Genomic DNA, 16,006 nt, shown 5'->3' on the forward strand with positions numbered 1-16,006 from the left:
CACGTCGTTTTTATCAACAACAGTGGAATGATATGAAGGTACTGGTTACCGGCGCCACCAGCGGCTTAGGTCGAAACGCGGTTGAATTTTTATGCCGAAAAGGCATCAGCGTAAGAGCGACCGGTCGCAATGAAGCGATGGGTAAATTGCTGGAGAAAATAGGCGCAGAGTTTGTCCAGGCAGATCTGACTGAACTGGTCTCATCACAGGCAAAAGTAATGCTCGCAGGCATTGATACGCTGTGGCACTGTTCCAGCTTTACCTCGCCGTGGGGAACGCAGCAGGCTTTCGATCTGGCAAACGTTCGCGCCACTCGCCGCCTGGGCGAATGGGCTGTCGCCTGGGGCGTACGTAATTTTATTCATATCTCTTCACCGTCACTGTACTTCGACTACCACCACCACCGCGACATCAAAGAAGATTTTCGTCCGCACCGCTTCGCCAACGAATTTGCCCGCAGCAAAGCCGCCAGTGAAGAGGTCATCAATATGCTTTCGCAGACAAATCCACAAACGCGCTTTACCATTCTGCGCCCACAAAGCCTGTTTGGGCCGCACGATAAAGTCTTTATTCCCCGTCTGGCGCATATGATGCACCACTACGGCAGCATCCTGTTACCCCACGGCGGCAGCGCACTAGTCGATATGACTTACTATGAAAATGCGGTGCACGCTATGTGGCTGGCGAGCCAGGAAGCGTGCGATAAACTGCCTTCTGGTCGTGCGTATAACATTACCAACGGCGAACATCGCACTCTGCGCAGTATCGTGCAGAAATTGATCGACGAGCTGAATATTGATTGCCGTATCCGTTCGGTGCCTTACCCGATGCTGGATATGATTGCCCGCAGTATGGAGCGTTTAGGACGCAAGTCAGCAAAAGAGCCGCCGCTAACCCATTACGGCATCTCCAAGTTGAATTTTGACTTTACGCTGGATATTACGCGAGCACAGGAGGAGCTGGGGTATCAGCCGGTCATCTCGCTGGATGAAGGTATCGAGCAAACTGCTGCCTGGCTGCGCGACCACGGAAAACTGCCGCGCTAGTCCTGGCCGTATTTCTCCAGTAGGGCTTCGGCAATCGCCTGAGTTTCTGCATCCGCTTCGCCGTTATATAACGTCGGGCGGAAGTGCATCTGAAACGCCATAATGACTCGCTGCTGCTCGCGCGGCGTCATTTCAGGTTTTACGTCATAGCCGTAGCGCGCCAAAAGCTCCAGTAACGATGCTGTTTCTACCGGCGTGTGTGGTGCGCGTCCGGCCAGATAAAAGCTAACGCGCGATGCATCCGGCCAGGCACCAATCCCCTGCTGCGCCAGTTGCTGCCACGGAAATAACGGGCCAGGATCGTCCTTGCGCTGTGGGGCTATATCCGCATGTGCCACCACATTCTCTGGTTTGATGTGATAGCGGGCGATAATCTCTTTCGCCAGTGGAATGAGCGCCTGAATCTGCGCCGGTTCAAACGGCGCAAAATATTTCACCCCCGCCGATTTTTGCCAGCCACGATTTTCCAACTCAATACCAATAGAGGTGTCGTTAATTCGTGTTGCTCCGCGCCAGGCGCTGATCCCCGCATGCCAGGCCAGTTCCTGTTCCGGCACCAGTTGCCAGATACGTGGTTTGCCGTTGTAACGCGGCGGCACGGCAGGCACCAGATAATGCGAGCTGACCTGCTTATCGGTCAGTGTCGCCAGCGAAGAATCGAAGTCATCTGCAGTGTAATGGATCACCAACACTTTGATACGAGGATACGCTGCCTGTGCCTGACGTCGGGTATCGAGCTGGTATCCCTCCTTCTCAACAATTCCTTTTTCTCCTGCGCACCCTGCCAGTAACAGAACCGCAGCAACCAGCCAGAAGATTCTTCTCATCGACGCGTTTTCACCGCTGTTCCGCTGACGCTGACCATCAGCATACTGCCGTTTTGCCCGACCGTTTCATAGTCGATATCAATGCCGACCACTGCGTCAGCGCCCAGCGCCCGTGCCTGATCGCCTAACTCTTCAAACGCAATCTCCCGTGCTTTACGCAGTTCTTTTTCGTAAGCCCCGGAGCGTCCGCCGACGATATCGCGGATGCCCGCAAAGAAATCGCGAAAAATATTGGCACCTAAAATCGCTTCGCCCGTCACCACACCGCAATATTCAACGATGGTCTGACCTTCAAGTGTTGGGGTTGTGGAAAATTGCATGATCGATCTCCTTGTTTGCTAAGCCTTCGATCTCAAAAGCATTATCGGACTGATACGCTATTATTGAAAGGATATCATTATTATCGTAGAACGCTTTCAAGGTGTTCGCTTATAAGGAAATCATTATGCGCTACAGCAAATTGACCATGCTTATCCCTTGCGCACTGTTACTCAGTGCTTGTACCACCGTTACGCCAGCCTATAAAGACAATGGCACTCGCACAGGTTCTTGCGTCCAGGGCGGCCCTGACAGCGTGGCTCAGCAATTCTATGACTACCGTATTCAGCATCGCAGTAACGACATTACCGCTCTGCGCCCGTATTTGAGCGATAAACTGGCGGCACTGCTCAGCGATGCCAACCGCGATAACAACCATCGCGAATTGTTAAGCAGCGATCCGTTCTCCAGCCGTACTACCTTGCCTGATAGCGCCCGAGTCGCCAGCGCATCGACCATCCCGAATCGCGATGCGCGCAATATTCCGCTGCGCGTAGATCTGAAACAAGGCGATCAGAGCTGGCAGGATGAAGTATTGATGATTCAGGAGGGGCAATGTTGGGTTATCGATGATGTGCGCTATTTAGGTGGCAGCGTTCACGCCAAAGCGGGAACATTACGTCAGTCCGTTGAGAACCGTTAATCCCTTGATCAGATTATAACCCCCATAAATTGTCCGGCATTCTGCGAGGAATGCCGACATTTATGCTCGCCGCCCATCACCCTCGTTATTTTGTGCTATGTTTAGTGAATAATGTGCTTTGCTTTTAACTTTTAAAGCAGAAATATTGCATAATTATTCTGTCAAAGGTACTATCTTCGACCTCAATAGCTATCAGACTGCCAGTATACGAGTGTCAATGAGTATTCAATTAAACGGCATTAATTGCTTCTACGGCGCACATCAGGCGCTGTTCGATATCACGCTGGATTGCCCGCAGGGCGAAACGCTGGTGTTACTTGGCCCCAGCGGCGCGGGGAAAAGCTCGCTGCTGCGTGTACTCAATCTGCTTGAGATGCCGCGCTCCGGTACGCTCAACATTGCAGGCAATCATTTCGATTTCACCAAAACACCGTCTGACAAAGCGATTCGCGACCTGCGTCGTAACGTTGGCATGGTGTTTCAGCAATACAATCTGTGGCCGCATCTCACCGTGCAGCAAAACTTGATTGAAGCACCCTGCCGCGTACTCGGCTTGAGTAAAGATCAGGCGCTGGCTCGTGCAGAAAAACTGCTGGAACGTTTGCGTCTCAAACCTTATAGCGATCGTTATCCACTGCACCTTTCTGGTGGCCAGCAACAACGTGTTGCTATCGCCCGAGCGCTGATGATGGAACCGCAGGTGTTGCTGTTTGATGAGCCGACCGCCGCACTGGACCCGGAAATTACAGCGCAAATCGTCAGTATCATTCGTGAACTGGCGGAAACCAACATTACCCAGGTGATCGTCACCCACGAAGTTGAAGTCGCGCGTAAAACCGCCAGCCGTGTGGTGTATATGGAAAACGGTCACATCGTAGAGCAAGGCGACGCGAGCTGTTTTACCGAGCCGCAAACCGAAGCATTTAAAAACTATCTCTCTCACTAAGATTCGGGATAACGACAATGAAAAAAGTTCTGATTGCCGCGTTAATTGCAGGTTTTAGTCTTTCCGCCACAGCCGCTGAAACCATTCGTTTTGCTACCGAAGCATCCTATCCTCCGTTTGAATCGATGGATGCGAATAACCAGATCGTCGGGTTTGACGTTGACCTGGCGCAGGCGTTGTGCAAAGAGATCGATGCGACCTGTACTTTCTCTAACCAGGCGTTTGACAGCCTGATCCCGAGTCTGAAATTCCGTCGTGTGGACGCCGTTATGGCGGGTATGGATATCACTCCTGAGCGTGAAAAACAGGTACTGTTCACCACCCCGTACTATGACAACTCTGCACTGTTTGTTGGTCAGCAAGGCAAATACACCAGCGTTGATCAACTGAAAGGCAAAAAAGTCGGCGTGCAGAACGGGACGACGCACCAGAAATTCATTATGGATAAACATCCGGAAATCACCACTGTTCCATATGACAGCTACCAGAACGCGAAACTGGATCTACAAAATGGCCGTATTGACGGCGTATTCGGTGACACCGCAGTGGTAACCGAATGGCTGAACAATAATCCCAAACTGGCACCAGTTGGCGACAAAGTGACCGATAAAGATTACTTCGGTACTGGCCTCGGTATTGCGGTACGTCAGGGCAACACTGAACTGCAGCAGAAATTCAACGCTGCGCTGGAAAAAGTGAAGAAAGATGGCACTTACGAAACCATCTACAACAAATGGTTCCAGAAGTAATTCCTGATGAATGAATTTTTTCCTTTAGCAAGCGCCGCCGGGATGACCGTCGGCCTTGCCGTTTGTGCATTGATTGTCGGTCTGGCGCTGGCGATGTTCTTCGCGGTGTGGGAGTCAGCAAAATGGCGTCCTGTCGCGTGGGCAGGTTCGGCGCTGGTAACGATTCTGCGCGGCCTGACAGAAATTCTGGTAGTGCTGTTTATCTATTTTGGTTCTTCGCAGCTACTACTGACACTTTCGGATGGCTTCACCATCAACCTTGGGTTCGTACAGATCCCGGTGCAGATGGACATAGAGAACTTCGACGTTAGCCCGTTCCTCTGCGGGGTGATCGCCCTGTCCCTGCTGTATGCTGCCTATGCCTCGCAAACCCTGCGCGGTGCACTGAAAGCGGTGCCGGTGGGTCAGTGGGAGTCTGGTCAGGCGCTGGGGCTGTCGAAATCGGCTATATTTTTCCGTCTGGTGATGCCGCAGATGTGGCGTCATGCGCTGCCTGGTCTCGGCAACCAGTGGTTGGTACTGCTGAAAGATACCGCGCTGGTCAGTTTGATTAGTGTGAATGATTTAATGCTGCAAACCAAAAGCATCGCCACCCGTACCCAGGAACCATTTACTTGGTACATTGTGGCGGCGGCGATTTACCTGGTGATTACCCTGTTGAGCCAGTACATTCTCAAACGCATTGATCTGCGCGCGACACGTTTTGAGCGGAGACCTGGCTGATGCTTGAGTATTTACCTGAACTGATGAAAGGGCTGCATACCAGCCTGACGCTGACGGTCGCCTCGCTGATTGTGGCGCTGATTCTGGCGTTAATTTTTACCATCGTCCTGACGCTGAAAACACCGGTGCTGGTGTGGCTGGTGCGGGGTTACATCACGCTGTTTACCGGTACGCCGCTGCTGGTGCAGATCTTCCTGATTTACTACGGACCGGGCCAGTTCCCGACGTTGCAGGAGTATCCGGCGCTGTGGCATTTGCTGTCGGAACCGTGGTTGTGTGCACTGATTGCGTTATCGCTGAATAGTGCCGCGTATACCACGCAACTGTTTTACGGAGCAATTCGTGCGATCCCGGAAGGTCAGTGGCAATCCTGTAGCGCCCTGGGGATGAGTAAAAAAGATACGCTGGCGATCCTGCTGCCGTATGCATTTAAACGCTCGCTCTCTTCTTATTCCAACGAAGTGGTGCTGGTGTTTAAAAGTACCTCGCTGGCTTACACCATTACGCTGATGGAAGTGATGGGATACAGCCAGTTGCTGTACGGACGCACCTACGATGTGATGGTGTTTGGCGCGGCGGGGATTATTTACCTGATCGTTAACGGCCTGCTGACGTTGATGATGCGCCTGCTCGAGCGTAAAGCGCTGGCGTTCGAGCGTCGGAATTAATGTGGCTGCATTGATAACGTGCTAATGCCGGATGCGGCGTGAACGCCTTATCCGGCCTACATTCGCAGGATAATTTGTAGGTCTGATAAGACCCGCAAGCATCGCATCAGACACCAGCACAGAACCCACATATTGCATAAACCCTTATAATGAAGACGGGCAACCTACTAAGTTGTCCGTCTTTTTTTATCCATTCTGAATTATTTAATCATATTTATTGCATATAAATTCACTTAATGGCATTGTTAACCCATGCCGCAGACACGGCCAATAAACATAAGATTGACAGACGGGAGTTCCATCATGAAAAAGTTAGTTCTTGCCGCATTACTTGCTTCCTTTACTTTCGGCGCTTCTGCCGCAGAGAAAATCAATTTTGGCGTATCAGCTACCTATCCCCCCTTTGAATCTATAGGTGCTAATAATGAGATCGTCGGCTTTGATATCGATCTGGCAAAAGCGTTATGCAAACAAATGCAGGCAGAATGTACTTTTACTAATCACGCTTTCGACAGCCTGATCCCGTCACTAAAATTCAGGAAATATGACGCCGTGATTTCCGGGATGGACATCACACCAGAGCGCAGCAAACAGGTGGCCTTTACCACGCCATACTACGAAAACTCTGCCGTCGTGATTGCCAAAAAAGATACCTATAAGACTTTTGCCGATTTGAAAGGTAAACGTATTGGTATGGAAAACGGCACCACCCACCAGAAATATATTCAGGATCAGCATCCGGAAGTGAAAACCGTCTCTTATGACAGCTATCAGAATGCATTTATCGACCTGAAAAATGGCCGTATCGATGGTGTATTTGGTGACACAGCGGTAGTTAATGAATGGCTGAAAACCAATCCACAACTGGGCGTTGCGACTGAGAAAGTGACCGATCCGCAGTACTTCGGCACCGGCCTGGGCATCGCTGTTCGTCCGGATAACAAAGCTCTGCTGGAGAAACTGAATAACGCACTGGCAGCCGTTAAATCCGACGGTACGTATCAGAAAATCAGTGATCAATGGTTCCCGCAGTAATTGAGACTGATGACAAAAGTAAGATGGCCTGATGCGCTACGTTTATCTGGCCTACATTGACTCTACAATATATTGATTTCGCAAGATTTTGTAGGTTGCATAAGGTGTTCACCCCGCATCCGGCATGAACAAAGCGCATCTGGTCAACAATCTGAAGCCGCAGCCGCGGCTTTTTTATTGCTTCACCAACAGCGTCAGCACTTCATAATGCGCGGTGTGCGGGAACATATCGAAAAGCTGTACCCGCTCAATGCGATAACCAGGCAGTTCGCGAATATCTTTCGCCATCGTTTGAGCGTTACAACTGGAGTAAATAATAAAACGCGGTGCCATCGTTGAGAGATAGTCACACAGTGGCTTTCCAATGCCGCGACGCGGTGGATTAACCAGCACCAGTTCCGGCACTTCGCCTTGCGCGGTGGCAAACTGAGTGGAGTCCAGCGCCTGAAATTGCAAACGCGTTAAGCCCAGCTCAGCAGCAGACTGTTTCGCACAAGCAATCGCTTCTGGTGCAATTTCAATCCCCGTTAACTGCATTTCTGGCGTCGCACAATGCAAACCAAAACCGCCAACACCGCAAAACAGATCCCACATATGGTTTACCGGTAGTTGCTGTACCCAGTCACGCGCGGTCGCATAAAGCTGGCTGGCAACTGCCGGATTGGTCTGGAAGAAACTTTGCGGACGGATCCACAACGGTACGTTATTAAAACGCTCTGCCAGCGCCTGTTGTTCGGTCAGGTAGATCTCCGTCTCCCCTTCCATAATCGCCATATGTACTGGCTGAATATTGACGGTAATGACGTTGAGCTGCGGCAGTTGTGCCTGTAGCCACGGTAGCGCCTTACGCAGTTGCGCCAGCTTGGTTTCCGAGCGCAGCACAAAACGCAGCATCATGCCGCCATCAGTCTGGCTTTCAGTCAGCAGAATGTATTTCAGTTCACCACGCTTACGCGCCACGTTGTACGGCGTCAGCCCGGCGCGGGCAATAAACGGTTTTAGCGCCGCAAAAACGGGCGCAAATGAGGCAGGATAAAGCGGACAGTCGCAAAGATCTTCCGGCGTGCCGTCGCGGTGTAGCATTCCGAGCAGTGGCTTTTCAACGCTGCCACTCACCACCATTTTGGCTTTATTACGAAACCCTTGTTCGGGGCCAGACACCGACGCGCACCACTCCGCAACCGGAAAATCGGTCAGCAGATTTTTAAGATCGGCGGTTTTAGCGGAGAGTTGCTCTGGAATCGGCTGCGTTATCCACTGACAGGAACGACAGCGACCCGCGTCGTAAAGTGCGCACTGCATACATTGACCTTCACATCATCAGGGGCGACGATTATACACATTATTGCAACTGGAAGAACCGCCGACTGGTAGCGGGAACGAATAGCAACAACAGGATGAGCATATCCGGCAGCTTCTGCAGCATCAGGCTATGGAGGATTTCGCGTTTTGATTCACCGGGAATGCTGAACAGCTCAGGATAACCATAACCGAGTGAAGCCGCCCACAGATAACTGGCAGCCGTAATTTGTGTCAGCAGATACAGCCAGCGCGCCCAGCTACAGCCTTTCACCAGCGAAAACGCACACCAGATTTCAATAAAAACCAGCGCCAGGCTGCTTAAAAAGACCAGCGTTAAACTCCAGGTTTGTACGCTACGATGAATGAATTCGCCAATACCGTGAACGCCCAGCGTATTGAAAATCATCAGCACGTCGAGACCACGGATCATAATAATGGCGAGCGCCGCCACCTGCACCAGCGCAGGCACATTCAGGCGAGCATGTGATGAAGATGTTTTCTTAAAAAATCCCAACGTTTCGTCTTCCATGAAAACAATGCCGCGACATGCGCGGTATTATGTAGCCAGGTTGGCAAATTTTAGTGTCTTCAGCCACGTCTTGCACGCTGGATATCGCGTATCCGCTGCTTTTCTGCACGCGCCATTAAATACCAGGCGATAAATCCGATAATTCCTACCGCCCCGAGGATCAACGTCGCCAGGGCGTTAATCTCCGGATTCACCCCCATCCGCACGCTGGAAAAAACCAACATCGGCAATGTGGTGGCACCGGGTCCGGAAACAAAACTGGCAATCACCAGGTCATCGAGCGACAGAGTAAAAGCAAGCAACCAACCAGAAATGATTGCCGGCATGATCATCGGCAGCGTAATCACGAAAAATACTTTCAGCGGCATCGCACCGAGATCCATCGCCGCTTCTTCTATCGAGCGATCCAGTTCCCGCAAACGTGAAGAAATAACGACCGCCACATACGCCGTACAGAAAGTTACGTGCGCCAGCCAGATAGTCAACATGCCGCGATCGGCTGGCCAGCCAATGGCATGAGCAAGGGCAACGAACAATAACAACAACGACAGACCAGTTATCACATCCGGCATGACAAGCGGCGCGGTGATCATAAAGGCAAAGCCATTTGAGCCACGAAACCGTCCAAACCGTACCAGCACGACCGCCGCAATAGTCCCGAGGATCGCCGCCGCGGTCGCCGCACAGGCGGCAATAGTCAGACTTAACCCGACCGCACTCATCATCGCATCGTCACGCAATAATTCGCCGTACCAGCGCGTTGACCAACCGGCCCACACCGTCACCAGTTTCGAACTGTTAAACGAATAGATAACCAGCATCAGCATCGGCGCATAGAGAAAGGTGAAACCCAGCAGCAAAATCACAATCCGCCAGGGAGAACGAACGACCGGTAAATTATTCATCCGTGCTCCCCCACGCTTTTTTGCTGATATTTGTGGAACCACATAATTGGCACAATCAGCAGCAATAACATGATGATCGCCACCGCTGAGGCCACCGGCCAGTCGCGGTTATTGAAGAACTCCTGCCACAGGACGCGTCCGATCATAATACTGTCCGGGCCGCCGAGCAGTTCCGGGATCACAAACTCACCAACCGCCGGAATGAAAACCAACATCGATCCGGCGATAATCCCGCCTTTGGTCAGTGGCACAATGACGGTGAAGAACGTTTTCAGCGGTCGCGCGCCGAGATCCAGTGCCGCCTCTACCAGCGAATAATCGATGCGGGTTAACGCGGTGTAGATCGGCAACACCATAAACGGCACATAGGCGTAAACAATGCCGATATAAACTGCCAGATTGGTATGCAGAATGGTCAGCGGTTGATCGATAACGCCCAGCCACAGCAGGAAATTATTCAATACACCGTTGTTTTTCAGGATCCCCATCCAGGCGTAAACGCGGATCAAAAACGAAGTCCACGACGGCAGGATCACCAGCAGCAATAAGATATTACGGGTTGAAGGCTTACTGTGCGCCACCGCCCACGCCAGCGGGTAGCCGAGCAATAAGCAACAAATGGTCGAAATCGCCGCTACCTGTAACGACTGGAGATAAACATCGAAATAGAGCGGATCGTCGGTTAGCTGCAGGAAATTACCAAGGTTGAGGGTGATCGACAGTTGCCCATCCGCCCATTCCATCAGTTCGGTGTAAGGGGGAATGGCGCGCGCCATCTCTGCCAGACTTATTTTAAAGACGATAAGAAATGGCAGCAGAAACAGCAAAATCAACCAGATATACGGCAGCGCAATCACCAGTTTACGCCCGTGCTTCATTTGCCACTGCGTAAGCCACAGTTTCAACCCGCCCGGCCGGACAGGAGGTTCAAGTGTACTCATCTTTGCTCCTTAAACCGTCAGCACCACACAACTGTCCACTTCCCAACATAAACGGACTTCATCGCCCCAGGTCGGCAGCCCTTTACGATGACGATGGGCGTTTTGTAACTGAGCGCTGATCATCTGCCCACTTTTCAGACGAACATGATAAACAGACAAATCACCGAGATAGGCAATATGTGTCACCTCTCCCACCGCAAAATTGCAGCCATCAGTAGGCGGTTCGTCACAGAGCATGATTTTTTCCGGACGCAGCGCCACATGCACCGGCACGTTATCGACCACTGACGCCTGCGGATCGACTTTCAACGGATGCACCAGCCCCGGCGAATAGAGCAATAGTCCGTCTTCCTGGCGCTCTTTTAGCAGCCCTTCAAAGACGTTAACTGAACCAATAAACTCGGCGCTGTAGCGGGTGGTCGGGTGCTCATAAATTTCTTCCGGCTCGCCAATCTGGACAAATTTACCGCGATTCATAATGGCAATACGCCCCGCCATGGTCATCGCCTCTTCCTGATCGTGGGTGACCATCACACAGGTCACGCCGACACGCTCGAGAATATCCACCACTTCAAGCTGCATCCGGTCACGTAGTTTTTTATCCAGCGCGCCCATCGGTTCATCAAGCAGCAGAAGTTTTGGGCGCTTGGCAAGGCTTCGGGCCAGCGCCACACGCTGGCGTTGACCGCCGGAAAGTTGATGCGGTTTGCGTTTGGCGAACTCCTGCATATGCACCAACCCGAGCATCTCGTTGACCCGGCTGGCAATTTCCGCTTTTGGTAACTTGTCCTGTTTCAGGCCAAAGGCGATGTTCTGTTCCACGGACATATGCGGAAACAGCGCATAGGACTGGAACATCATATTGATGGGGCGCAGATAAGGCGGCACCTGTGACAAATCAACGCCATCAAGCATAATCTGCCCGGCAGAAGGCTGTTCGAAACCTGCCAGCATACGCAGCAGCGTGGACTTGCCACAGCCAGATGCGCCCAGCAGTGCAAAGATTTCGCCTTTATAAATGGTCAGACTGACATCATCGACCGCATGTTGACCATCGTAAGATTTGGTCAAATTGCGGATTTCTAATAGTGGTGTCAGCGACTTCCGACTTTTCGCCTGTGGGCGAGGGATAGCGTCATTCACGGCTGCTCTCCGGCATTTAAGGTGTGCAAGCGCACCATGATGGTGCAAATTGCCGGAGGGACTGGCGCGCCCGTCCGGCATCTACGGCTGCGGATTATTTTCCGCTCTTCACTTTAGTCCAGGCGCGGGTGCGCACTCGGTCAATTTTCGGGTCCTGCACTTGCAGTGTGAACATTTTGCCGCGAACGTCTGCCGGAGGATAAATCCCCGGGTTATCACGCACTTCCGCGCTTACCAGCGGCGTCGCTTCTTTGTTGGCGTTGGCATAGAACACATGGTCGGAGATATGCGCTACTACATCCGGGCGTAGCAGGTAATTCAGGAACTGATACGCTTCGTCTTTATTTTTGGCGTCGGCAGGCATGGCGAACACATCAAAGAATGCCATCGCCCCTTCTTTCGGAATCGAGAAAGAGACATTTACGCCATTCTTCGCTTCCTTCGCACGGTTTGACGCCTGCCAGACATCACCCGCCCAGCCGATAGCGACGCAGATATCACCGTTTGCCAGATCGTTTATGTACTGAGAGGAGTGGAAATAGCGAATATTCGGGCGCAGTTTCAACAGTAAGTCGGTAGCCGGTCCGGTGTAATCATCTGCTTTGGTACTGTTCGGATCTTTGCCGAGATAATTCAGCACGGTAGCAAAAACTTCTTCCGGCGCATCGAGGAAAGAGACGCCGCAGATTTTCAGTTTTTCCAGATTTTCAGGTTTGAGGATCAAGTCCCAGCTATCGACAGGCGCATTTTCACCCAGTACCGCTTTAACTTTATCGACGTTATAGCCAATGCCAGTCGTCGCCCACATATATGGCATGGCAAATTTATTGCCGGGATCGTGTTTTGCCACCAGTTTCAACAGTTCTGGATCGAGATTCTTCCATTCTGGCAATTTGCTTTTATCCAGCGGCTGGAACACACCGGCAGTCAACTGGCGTTCAAGAAAGCTGGCTGATGGAACGACAAGATCAAAGCCGGTGCTCCCCGCCATTAATTTGCCTTCCAGCACTTCGTTGGAATCAAAAACATCGTAGACGACTTTGATACCGGTCTCTTTTTCAAAATTTGCCACCGTATCCGGGGCGATATAATCAGACCAGTTATAAATGTGGAGTGTTTTTTGTTCAGCCGCGAGCGTGCCGACAGAGACAGCCATCAGAGCACCCGCAACCAGACCCGATAGCCATTTTTTATTTAAGCCGGTCATATCTCTTTCCTTCTGAAAGTTCGTTAACAAACGAACAAAAGTTGTCACACTGAAAGATATGCAATAAATGTGCATATTTTTTATCGGCGCGGTGTAAGAAAAGAGGACTCTCTCCCGGCCAGCATTGCTCGCTATATAAAAGCATTGCAAGAATAACTTTAGCCAGGGTTTGAAACTATAGCTGTAATAAAAAACGGCATTTAACAAATTTTTATGCGTATTTGCTCTATGTGATAAAGCAAATCCGGCACAACAGAAGTGAAATAATCTTTAATGAAAGGTTAAAATCAGCAGAAAATATTACAACGCGCAGCCACTGCGGCAGCGACTGCGTGCTCAAAAGGAATTATCAGTGAAGGAAATAGTTTTCGCTAACGTTGTTTTGCCCTTCATCATCAGTCGGTAACAGCAGTTGATGGGCATTGGCTTCAAGGATAACCATCGAAATCTGCTCTTCGCTCTGACGTACAAACCATGCAAACTGTTCATAGGTTACGCCCTGCATAACGGATAAAGACTGGCAAACCACCAGCTTTGGCAGATTATCATCCTGCATATCAAGAAATGCTTTCACGGTCAGCGAACTGGCATTGATGGCTGATAAATCCGCCGCCAGCGGTAACACGGCTGAAGATCTGACTTCCGCCATAGCAGAAAACAGGATTGTGTTATCTATCAGATCGATTTTGGCATCAAAGACACCGTCGAAATTCTGCATATGTGGCAGATGCAGAGCCTGACAGTTATCACATTCAAAAAACTCATCCCCAGGTCATCGAGCCATTGACGCAACGTATCCAGACCAGGAACGACCAGCGATGTCATAATTTTGTACAACCTCTTCCGATAAAAAGACCGGCACAGCTTACGCAAAAAGCGCAGGCAAAACCATGATCAGTCACGTTATTGCGACTAACCACCGGTTTTTAAGCAATATTCCGCCGTAGCATGGCGTTCAATCCAGCGGATCATTTTACCCGCGATGTCGATACCGGTGGTTTTTTCTATCCCTTCCAGACCTGGCGATGCATTTACCTCCATCACCAACGGTCCGCGATTTGCACGCAGAATATCCACACCGGCAACATCCAGCGCCATCGTTCGCGCGGCTTTAATGGCGATTTCGCGCTCCTGCGGCGTGATACTTGCGACACTTGCCGCGCCACCACGATGCAAATTGGAACGAAAATCGCCTTCTTTCGCCCGCCGTTCAATCGCCGCAACCACTTCATCACCGACGACCAGACAGCGAATATCGCGCCCTTGCGCCTCTTTGATATATTCCTGCACCAGAATATGGGCATTCAGGCCGCGAAATGCATCAATCACGCTTTCTGCCGCCTGACGCGTCTCCGCCAGCACCACACCAATTCCCTGCGTACCTTCAACCAGCTTGACCACCAGCGGCGCACCACCGACCATCTCGATTAAGTCGCTGGTATCGTCCGGCGAATGCGCAATCCCCGTGACAGGCAGGTCAATACCCTGACGTGCCAGCAATTGCATTGAACGCAATTTGTCACGCGCACGGGCAATAGCAACCGATTCATTTAGCGGATAACTGCCCAGCATTTCAAACTGGCGCAGCGCCGCCGTTCCATAAAAGGTAATGGCGGTGCCAATGCGCGGGATCACCGCATCAAAATGGGGAAGCTTGCGACCTTTATAATGAATGGACGACGCCGCAGGATTAATGTTCATGTAACAAGAAAGCGGATCGAGAATTTCAACCAGGTGACCGCGCTGCAACGCCGCTTCACGCAGTCGCTTACACGAATAGAGCGTTCCATCCCGGGACAATATGGCAATTTTCACCCTGCACCTCTCTGTCAGACCTGGTCAAAAGCCCGCGTATAATACATCGGCGTTACGGTTTTAGCGCGTCGCCCAACCTTGTTTATGTAAATAATCGAGAATAAAAGGACGACTTTCTTTGATAATCGTCCGGCGAATATGATCGCTCCAGGTATCACGGCGATTATTGCTACCACGGGTGAGATAATATTCCGCCAGTTGCTCGTCATACTGCGCCAGAATGTCTTTATCCAGCGGTTGGTAGCTGTTTTCATGCACCAAAATAGAGGACGGTAAACGCGGCTTGAGATCCGGGTTATCCGCAGGCCAGCCCAGGCACAAGCCAAACAGCGGCAATACATGCTTCGGCAATTTCAGCAGTTCCGTCACTGCTTCAATGTTATTGCGCAGGCCGCCGATATATACACCGCCCAATCCCAGCGATTCCGCTGCGGTTAAGGCGTTTTGCGCCATCATCGCCGTATCAACGACACCGAGTAACAACTGTTCCGCCAGGCCGAGTTGAGCATCCGGGCAAATCTGTAAATGGCGGTTAAAGTCGGCACAGAACACCCAGAACTCCGCCGCTTGCGCAACGTGTTTTTGCCCACCGGTCAGCGTTACCAGTTCATTACGCAGAGCTTTATCAGTAATGCGAATAATGCTGCTGCACTGCAAAAAACTGGAACTGGAAGTCGCCCGGGCGCTGTTGATAATCGCCTCGCGCTGTTCAGCGGAGATAGGTTCATCAGTGAAATGGCGAATGGAGCGATGACCACAAATGAGTTCAATGGTTGGCGTCATTATCTTTTTCTCTTTCTGAACATGAAGATTCTGGTGGACGATTCATCAGTTGCGGGGCAAGCCGTTTTGCAACCTGAAGAATAACCACCACCGCAGCGGGAAGCATGAGCAAAACACCGAGAAAAATCATCAGAATTTGCGCTTCTGGTGTAGAAAACGGCATCGGAAGCGAAAGGTAGTCGCTTACCGACAGCAGCGACACAGCCAGTAACATCATTCCGAGAAATTCCAGTATCAACACGCTGTCAGGCAATTTACCGATCGTGCGCATAGGCTTCCCTCTGCAAAGTGAGCGGCCAGTTTAAAACCTTTCATCACATTGTGCTTAACAGTTATAGCTTTAAGCAATCAATGCAACAGGTTAAACCTACTTTCAGCGAATAAGATTTGGCGTGATCATGCACGCATGACAGATAAATGGAGAGA

General features: G+C 51.1%; 18 protein-coding genes and 1 pseudogene. 7 read left to right on the top strand and 12 right to left on the bottom strand.

The window, feature by feature from the left end:
• Positions 1 to 32 precede the first annotated feature (32 nt).
• Positions 33 to 1,046 (top strand): 3-beta-hydroxysteroid dehydrogenase, encoded by a 1,014-nt coding sequence (locus tag C1192_RS07955; protein ID WP_038355182.1) that lies wholly within the window; start codon positions 33 to 35, stop codon positions 1,044 to 1,046.
• On the opposite strand, the gene amiD is transcribed toward C1192_RS07955, so the two are convergent.
• Together amiD and C1192_RS07965 are read right to left on the bottom strand one after the other, a co-directional pair.
• Positions 1,043 to 1,873: an N-acetylmuramoyl-L-alanine amidase AmiD gene (gene amiD, locus C1192_RS07960; protein WP_001516080.1), complete on the bottom strand. Its 831-nt coding sequence runs from the start codon at positions 1,871 to 1,873 to the stop codon at positions 1,043 to 1,045. The two genes, C1192_RS07955 and amiD, sit on opposite strands and share 4 nt — an antisense overlap.
• Entirely contained in the window at positions 1,870 to 2,193 is a 324-nt protein-coding gene (locus C1192_RS07965) for a heavy metal-binding domain-containing protein (RefSeq protein WP_001160731.1), read from the bottom strand. The genes amiD and C1192_RS07965 overlap by 4 nt, the downstream gene beginning before the upstream one ends.
• Before the next feature lie 125 nt (positions 2,194 to 2,318).
• Here C1192_RS07965 and C1192_RS07970 point away from each other — a divergent pair, with 125 nt between their 5' ends.
• The 6 genes from C1192_RS07970 (at position 2,319) to artJ (ending at position 6,955) form a co-directional block, all read left to right on the top strand.
• Positions 2,319 to 2,834, top strand: coding sequence for a lipoprotein (locus C1192_RS07970; RefSeq protein WP_001516079.1), 516 nt, complete (start codon positions 2,319 to 2,321; stop codon positions 2,832 to 2,834).
• A 217-nt stretch (positions 2,835 to 3,051) separates the two neighbouring features.
• Positions 3,052 to 3,780: an arginine ABC transporter ATP-binding protein ArtP gene (gene artP / locus C1192_RS07975; RefSeq protein WP_000027205.1), complete on the top strand. Its 729-nt coding sequence runs from the start codon at positions 3,052 to 3,054 to the stop codon at positions 3,778 to 3,780.
• A 17-nt stretch (positions 3,781 to 3,797) separates the two neighbouring features.
• Positions 3,798 to 4,529: an arginine ABC transporter substrate-binding protein ArtI gene (gene artI / locus C1192_RS07980; RefSeq protein WP_000756581.1), complete on the top strand. Its 732-nt coding sequence runs from the start codon at positions 3,798 to 3,800 to the stop codon at positions 4,527 to 4,529.
• Between the two features lie 6 nt (positions 4,530 to 4,535).
• Complete coding sequence (gene artQ, locus C1192_RS07985; protein ID WP_038355183.1) at positions 4,536 to 5,252, top strand: arginine ABC transporter permease ArtQ; 717 nt, start codon at positions 4,536 to 4,538, stop codon at positions 5,250 to 5,252.
• A complete protein-coding gene (gene artM / locus C1192_RS07990; RefSeq protein WP_038355184.1) occupies positions 5,252 to 5,920 on the top strand; it encodes an arginine ABC transporter permease ArtM in 669 nt (222 codons plus the stop codon). The genes artQ and artM overlap by 1 nt, the downstream gene beginning before the upstream one ends.
• Before the next feature lie 303 nt (positions 5,921 to 6,223).
• Positions 6,224 to 6,955 carry an arginine ABC transporter substrate-binding protein ArtJ gene (artJ, locus tag C1192_RS07995; RefSeq protein WP_038355185.1) on the top strand — a complete coding sequence of 244 codons (732 nt, stop codon included), beginning with the start codon at positions 6,224 to 6,226 and terminating at the stop codon, positions 6,953 to 6,955.
• A 174-nt stretch (positions 6,956 to 7,129) separates the two neighbouring features.
• Here artJ and rlmC read toward each other — a convergent pair whose 3' ends face one another.
• From rlmC to C1192_RS08050, 10 genes and pseudogenes are all read right to left on the bottom strand, one after another.
• Positions 7,130 to 8,257: a 23S rRNA (uracil(747)-C(5))-methyltransferase RlmC gene (gene rlmC / locus C1192_RS08000; RefSeq protein ID WP_038355186.1), complete on the bottom strand. Its 1,128-nt coding sequence runs from the start codon at positions 8,255 to 8,257 to the stop codon at positions 7,130 to 7,132.
• A 40-nt stretch (positions 8,258 to 8,297) separates the two neighbouring features.
• Positions 8,298 to 8,786, bottom strand: a complete 489-nt coding sequence (locus C1192_RS08005) for a YbjO family protein (RefSeq protein WP_000389253.1) — start codon at positions 8,784 to 8,786, stop codon at positions 8,298 to 8,300.
• A gap of 59 nt (positions 8,787 to 8,845) precedes the next feature.
• On the bottom strand, positions 8,846 to 9,691 hold the full coding sequence (gene potI / locus C1192_RS08010; protein WP_001516076.1) for a putrescine ABC transporter permease PotI: 846 nt from the start codon (positions 9,689 to 9,691) through the stop codon (positions 8,846 to 8,848).
• Complete coding sequence (gene potH / locus C1192_RS08015; RefSeq protein ID WP_038355187.1) at positions 9,688 to 10,632, bottom strand: putrescine ABC transporter permease PotH; 945 nt, start codon at positions 10,630 to 10,632, stop codon at positions 9,688 to 9,690. The genes potI and potH overlap by 4 nt, the downstream gene beginning before the upstream one ends.
• A 9-nt stretch (positions 10,633 to 10,641) precedes the next feature.
• The gene (gene potG, locus C1192_RS08020) at positions 10,642 to 11,775 is read right to left on the bottom strand and encodes a putrescine ABC transporter ATP-binding subunit PotG (RefSeq protein ID WP_000995979.1); all 1,134 of its coding nucleotides are present in this window, start codon (positions 11,773 to 11,775) and stop codon (positions 10,642 to 10,644) included.
• A gap of 94 nt (positions 11,776 to 11,869) precedes the next feature.
• Positions 11,870 to 12,982 (bottom strand): spermidine/putrescine ABC transporter substrate-binding protein PotF, encoded by a 1,113-nt coding sequence (potF, locus tag C1192_RS08025; protein ID WP_038355188.1) that lies wholly within the window; start codon positions 12,980 to 12,982, stop codon positions 11,870 to 11,872.
• A 349-nt stretch (positions 12,983 to 13,331) separates the two neighbouring features.
• Positions 13,332 to 13,807: pseudogene (locus C1192_RS08035) on the bottom strand (type III secretion system chaperone family protein).
• A gap of 87 nt (positions 13,808 to 13,894) precedes the next feature.
• Complete coding sequence (gene rimK, locus C1192_RS08040; protein WP_000684354.1) at positions 13,895 to 14,797, bottom strand: 30S ribosomal protein S6--L-glutamate ligase; 903 nt, start codon at positions 14,795 to 14,797, stop codon at positions 13,895 to 13,897.
• Between the two features lie 60 nt (positions 14,798 to 14,857).
• A complete protein-coding gene (gene nfsA / locus C1192_RS08045; protein WP_000189116.1) occupies positions 14,858 to 15,580 on the bottom strand; it encodes a nitroreductase NfsA in 723 nt (240 codons plus the stop codon).
• Positions 15,564 to 15,851, bottom strand: coding sequence for a YbjC family protein (locus C1192_RS08050; protein WP_001259126.1), 288 nt, complete (start codon positions 15,849 to 15,851; stop codon positions 15,564 to 15,566). The genes nfsA and C1192_RS08050 overlap by 17 nt, the downstream gene beginning before the upstream one ends.
• Positions 15,852 to 16,006: the final 155 nt, after the last annotated feature.

Origin of the sequence: Escherichia marmotae, from assembly GCF_002900365.1 — a bacterium.
In the GTDB taxonomy this organism is placed as follows: Bacteria; Pseudomonadota; Gammaproteobacteria; order Enterobacterales; family Enterobacteriaceae; genus Escherichia; species Escherichia marmotae.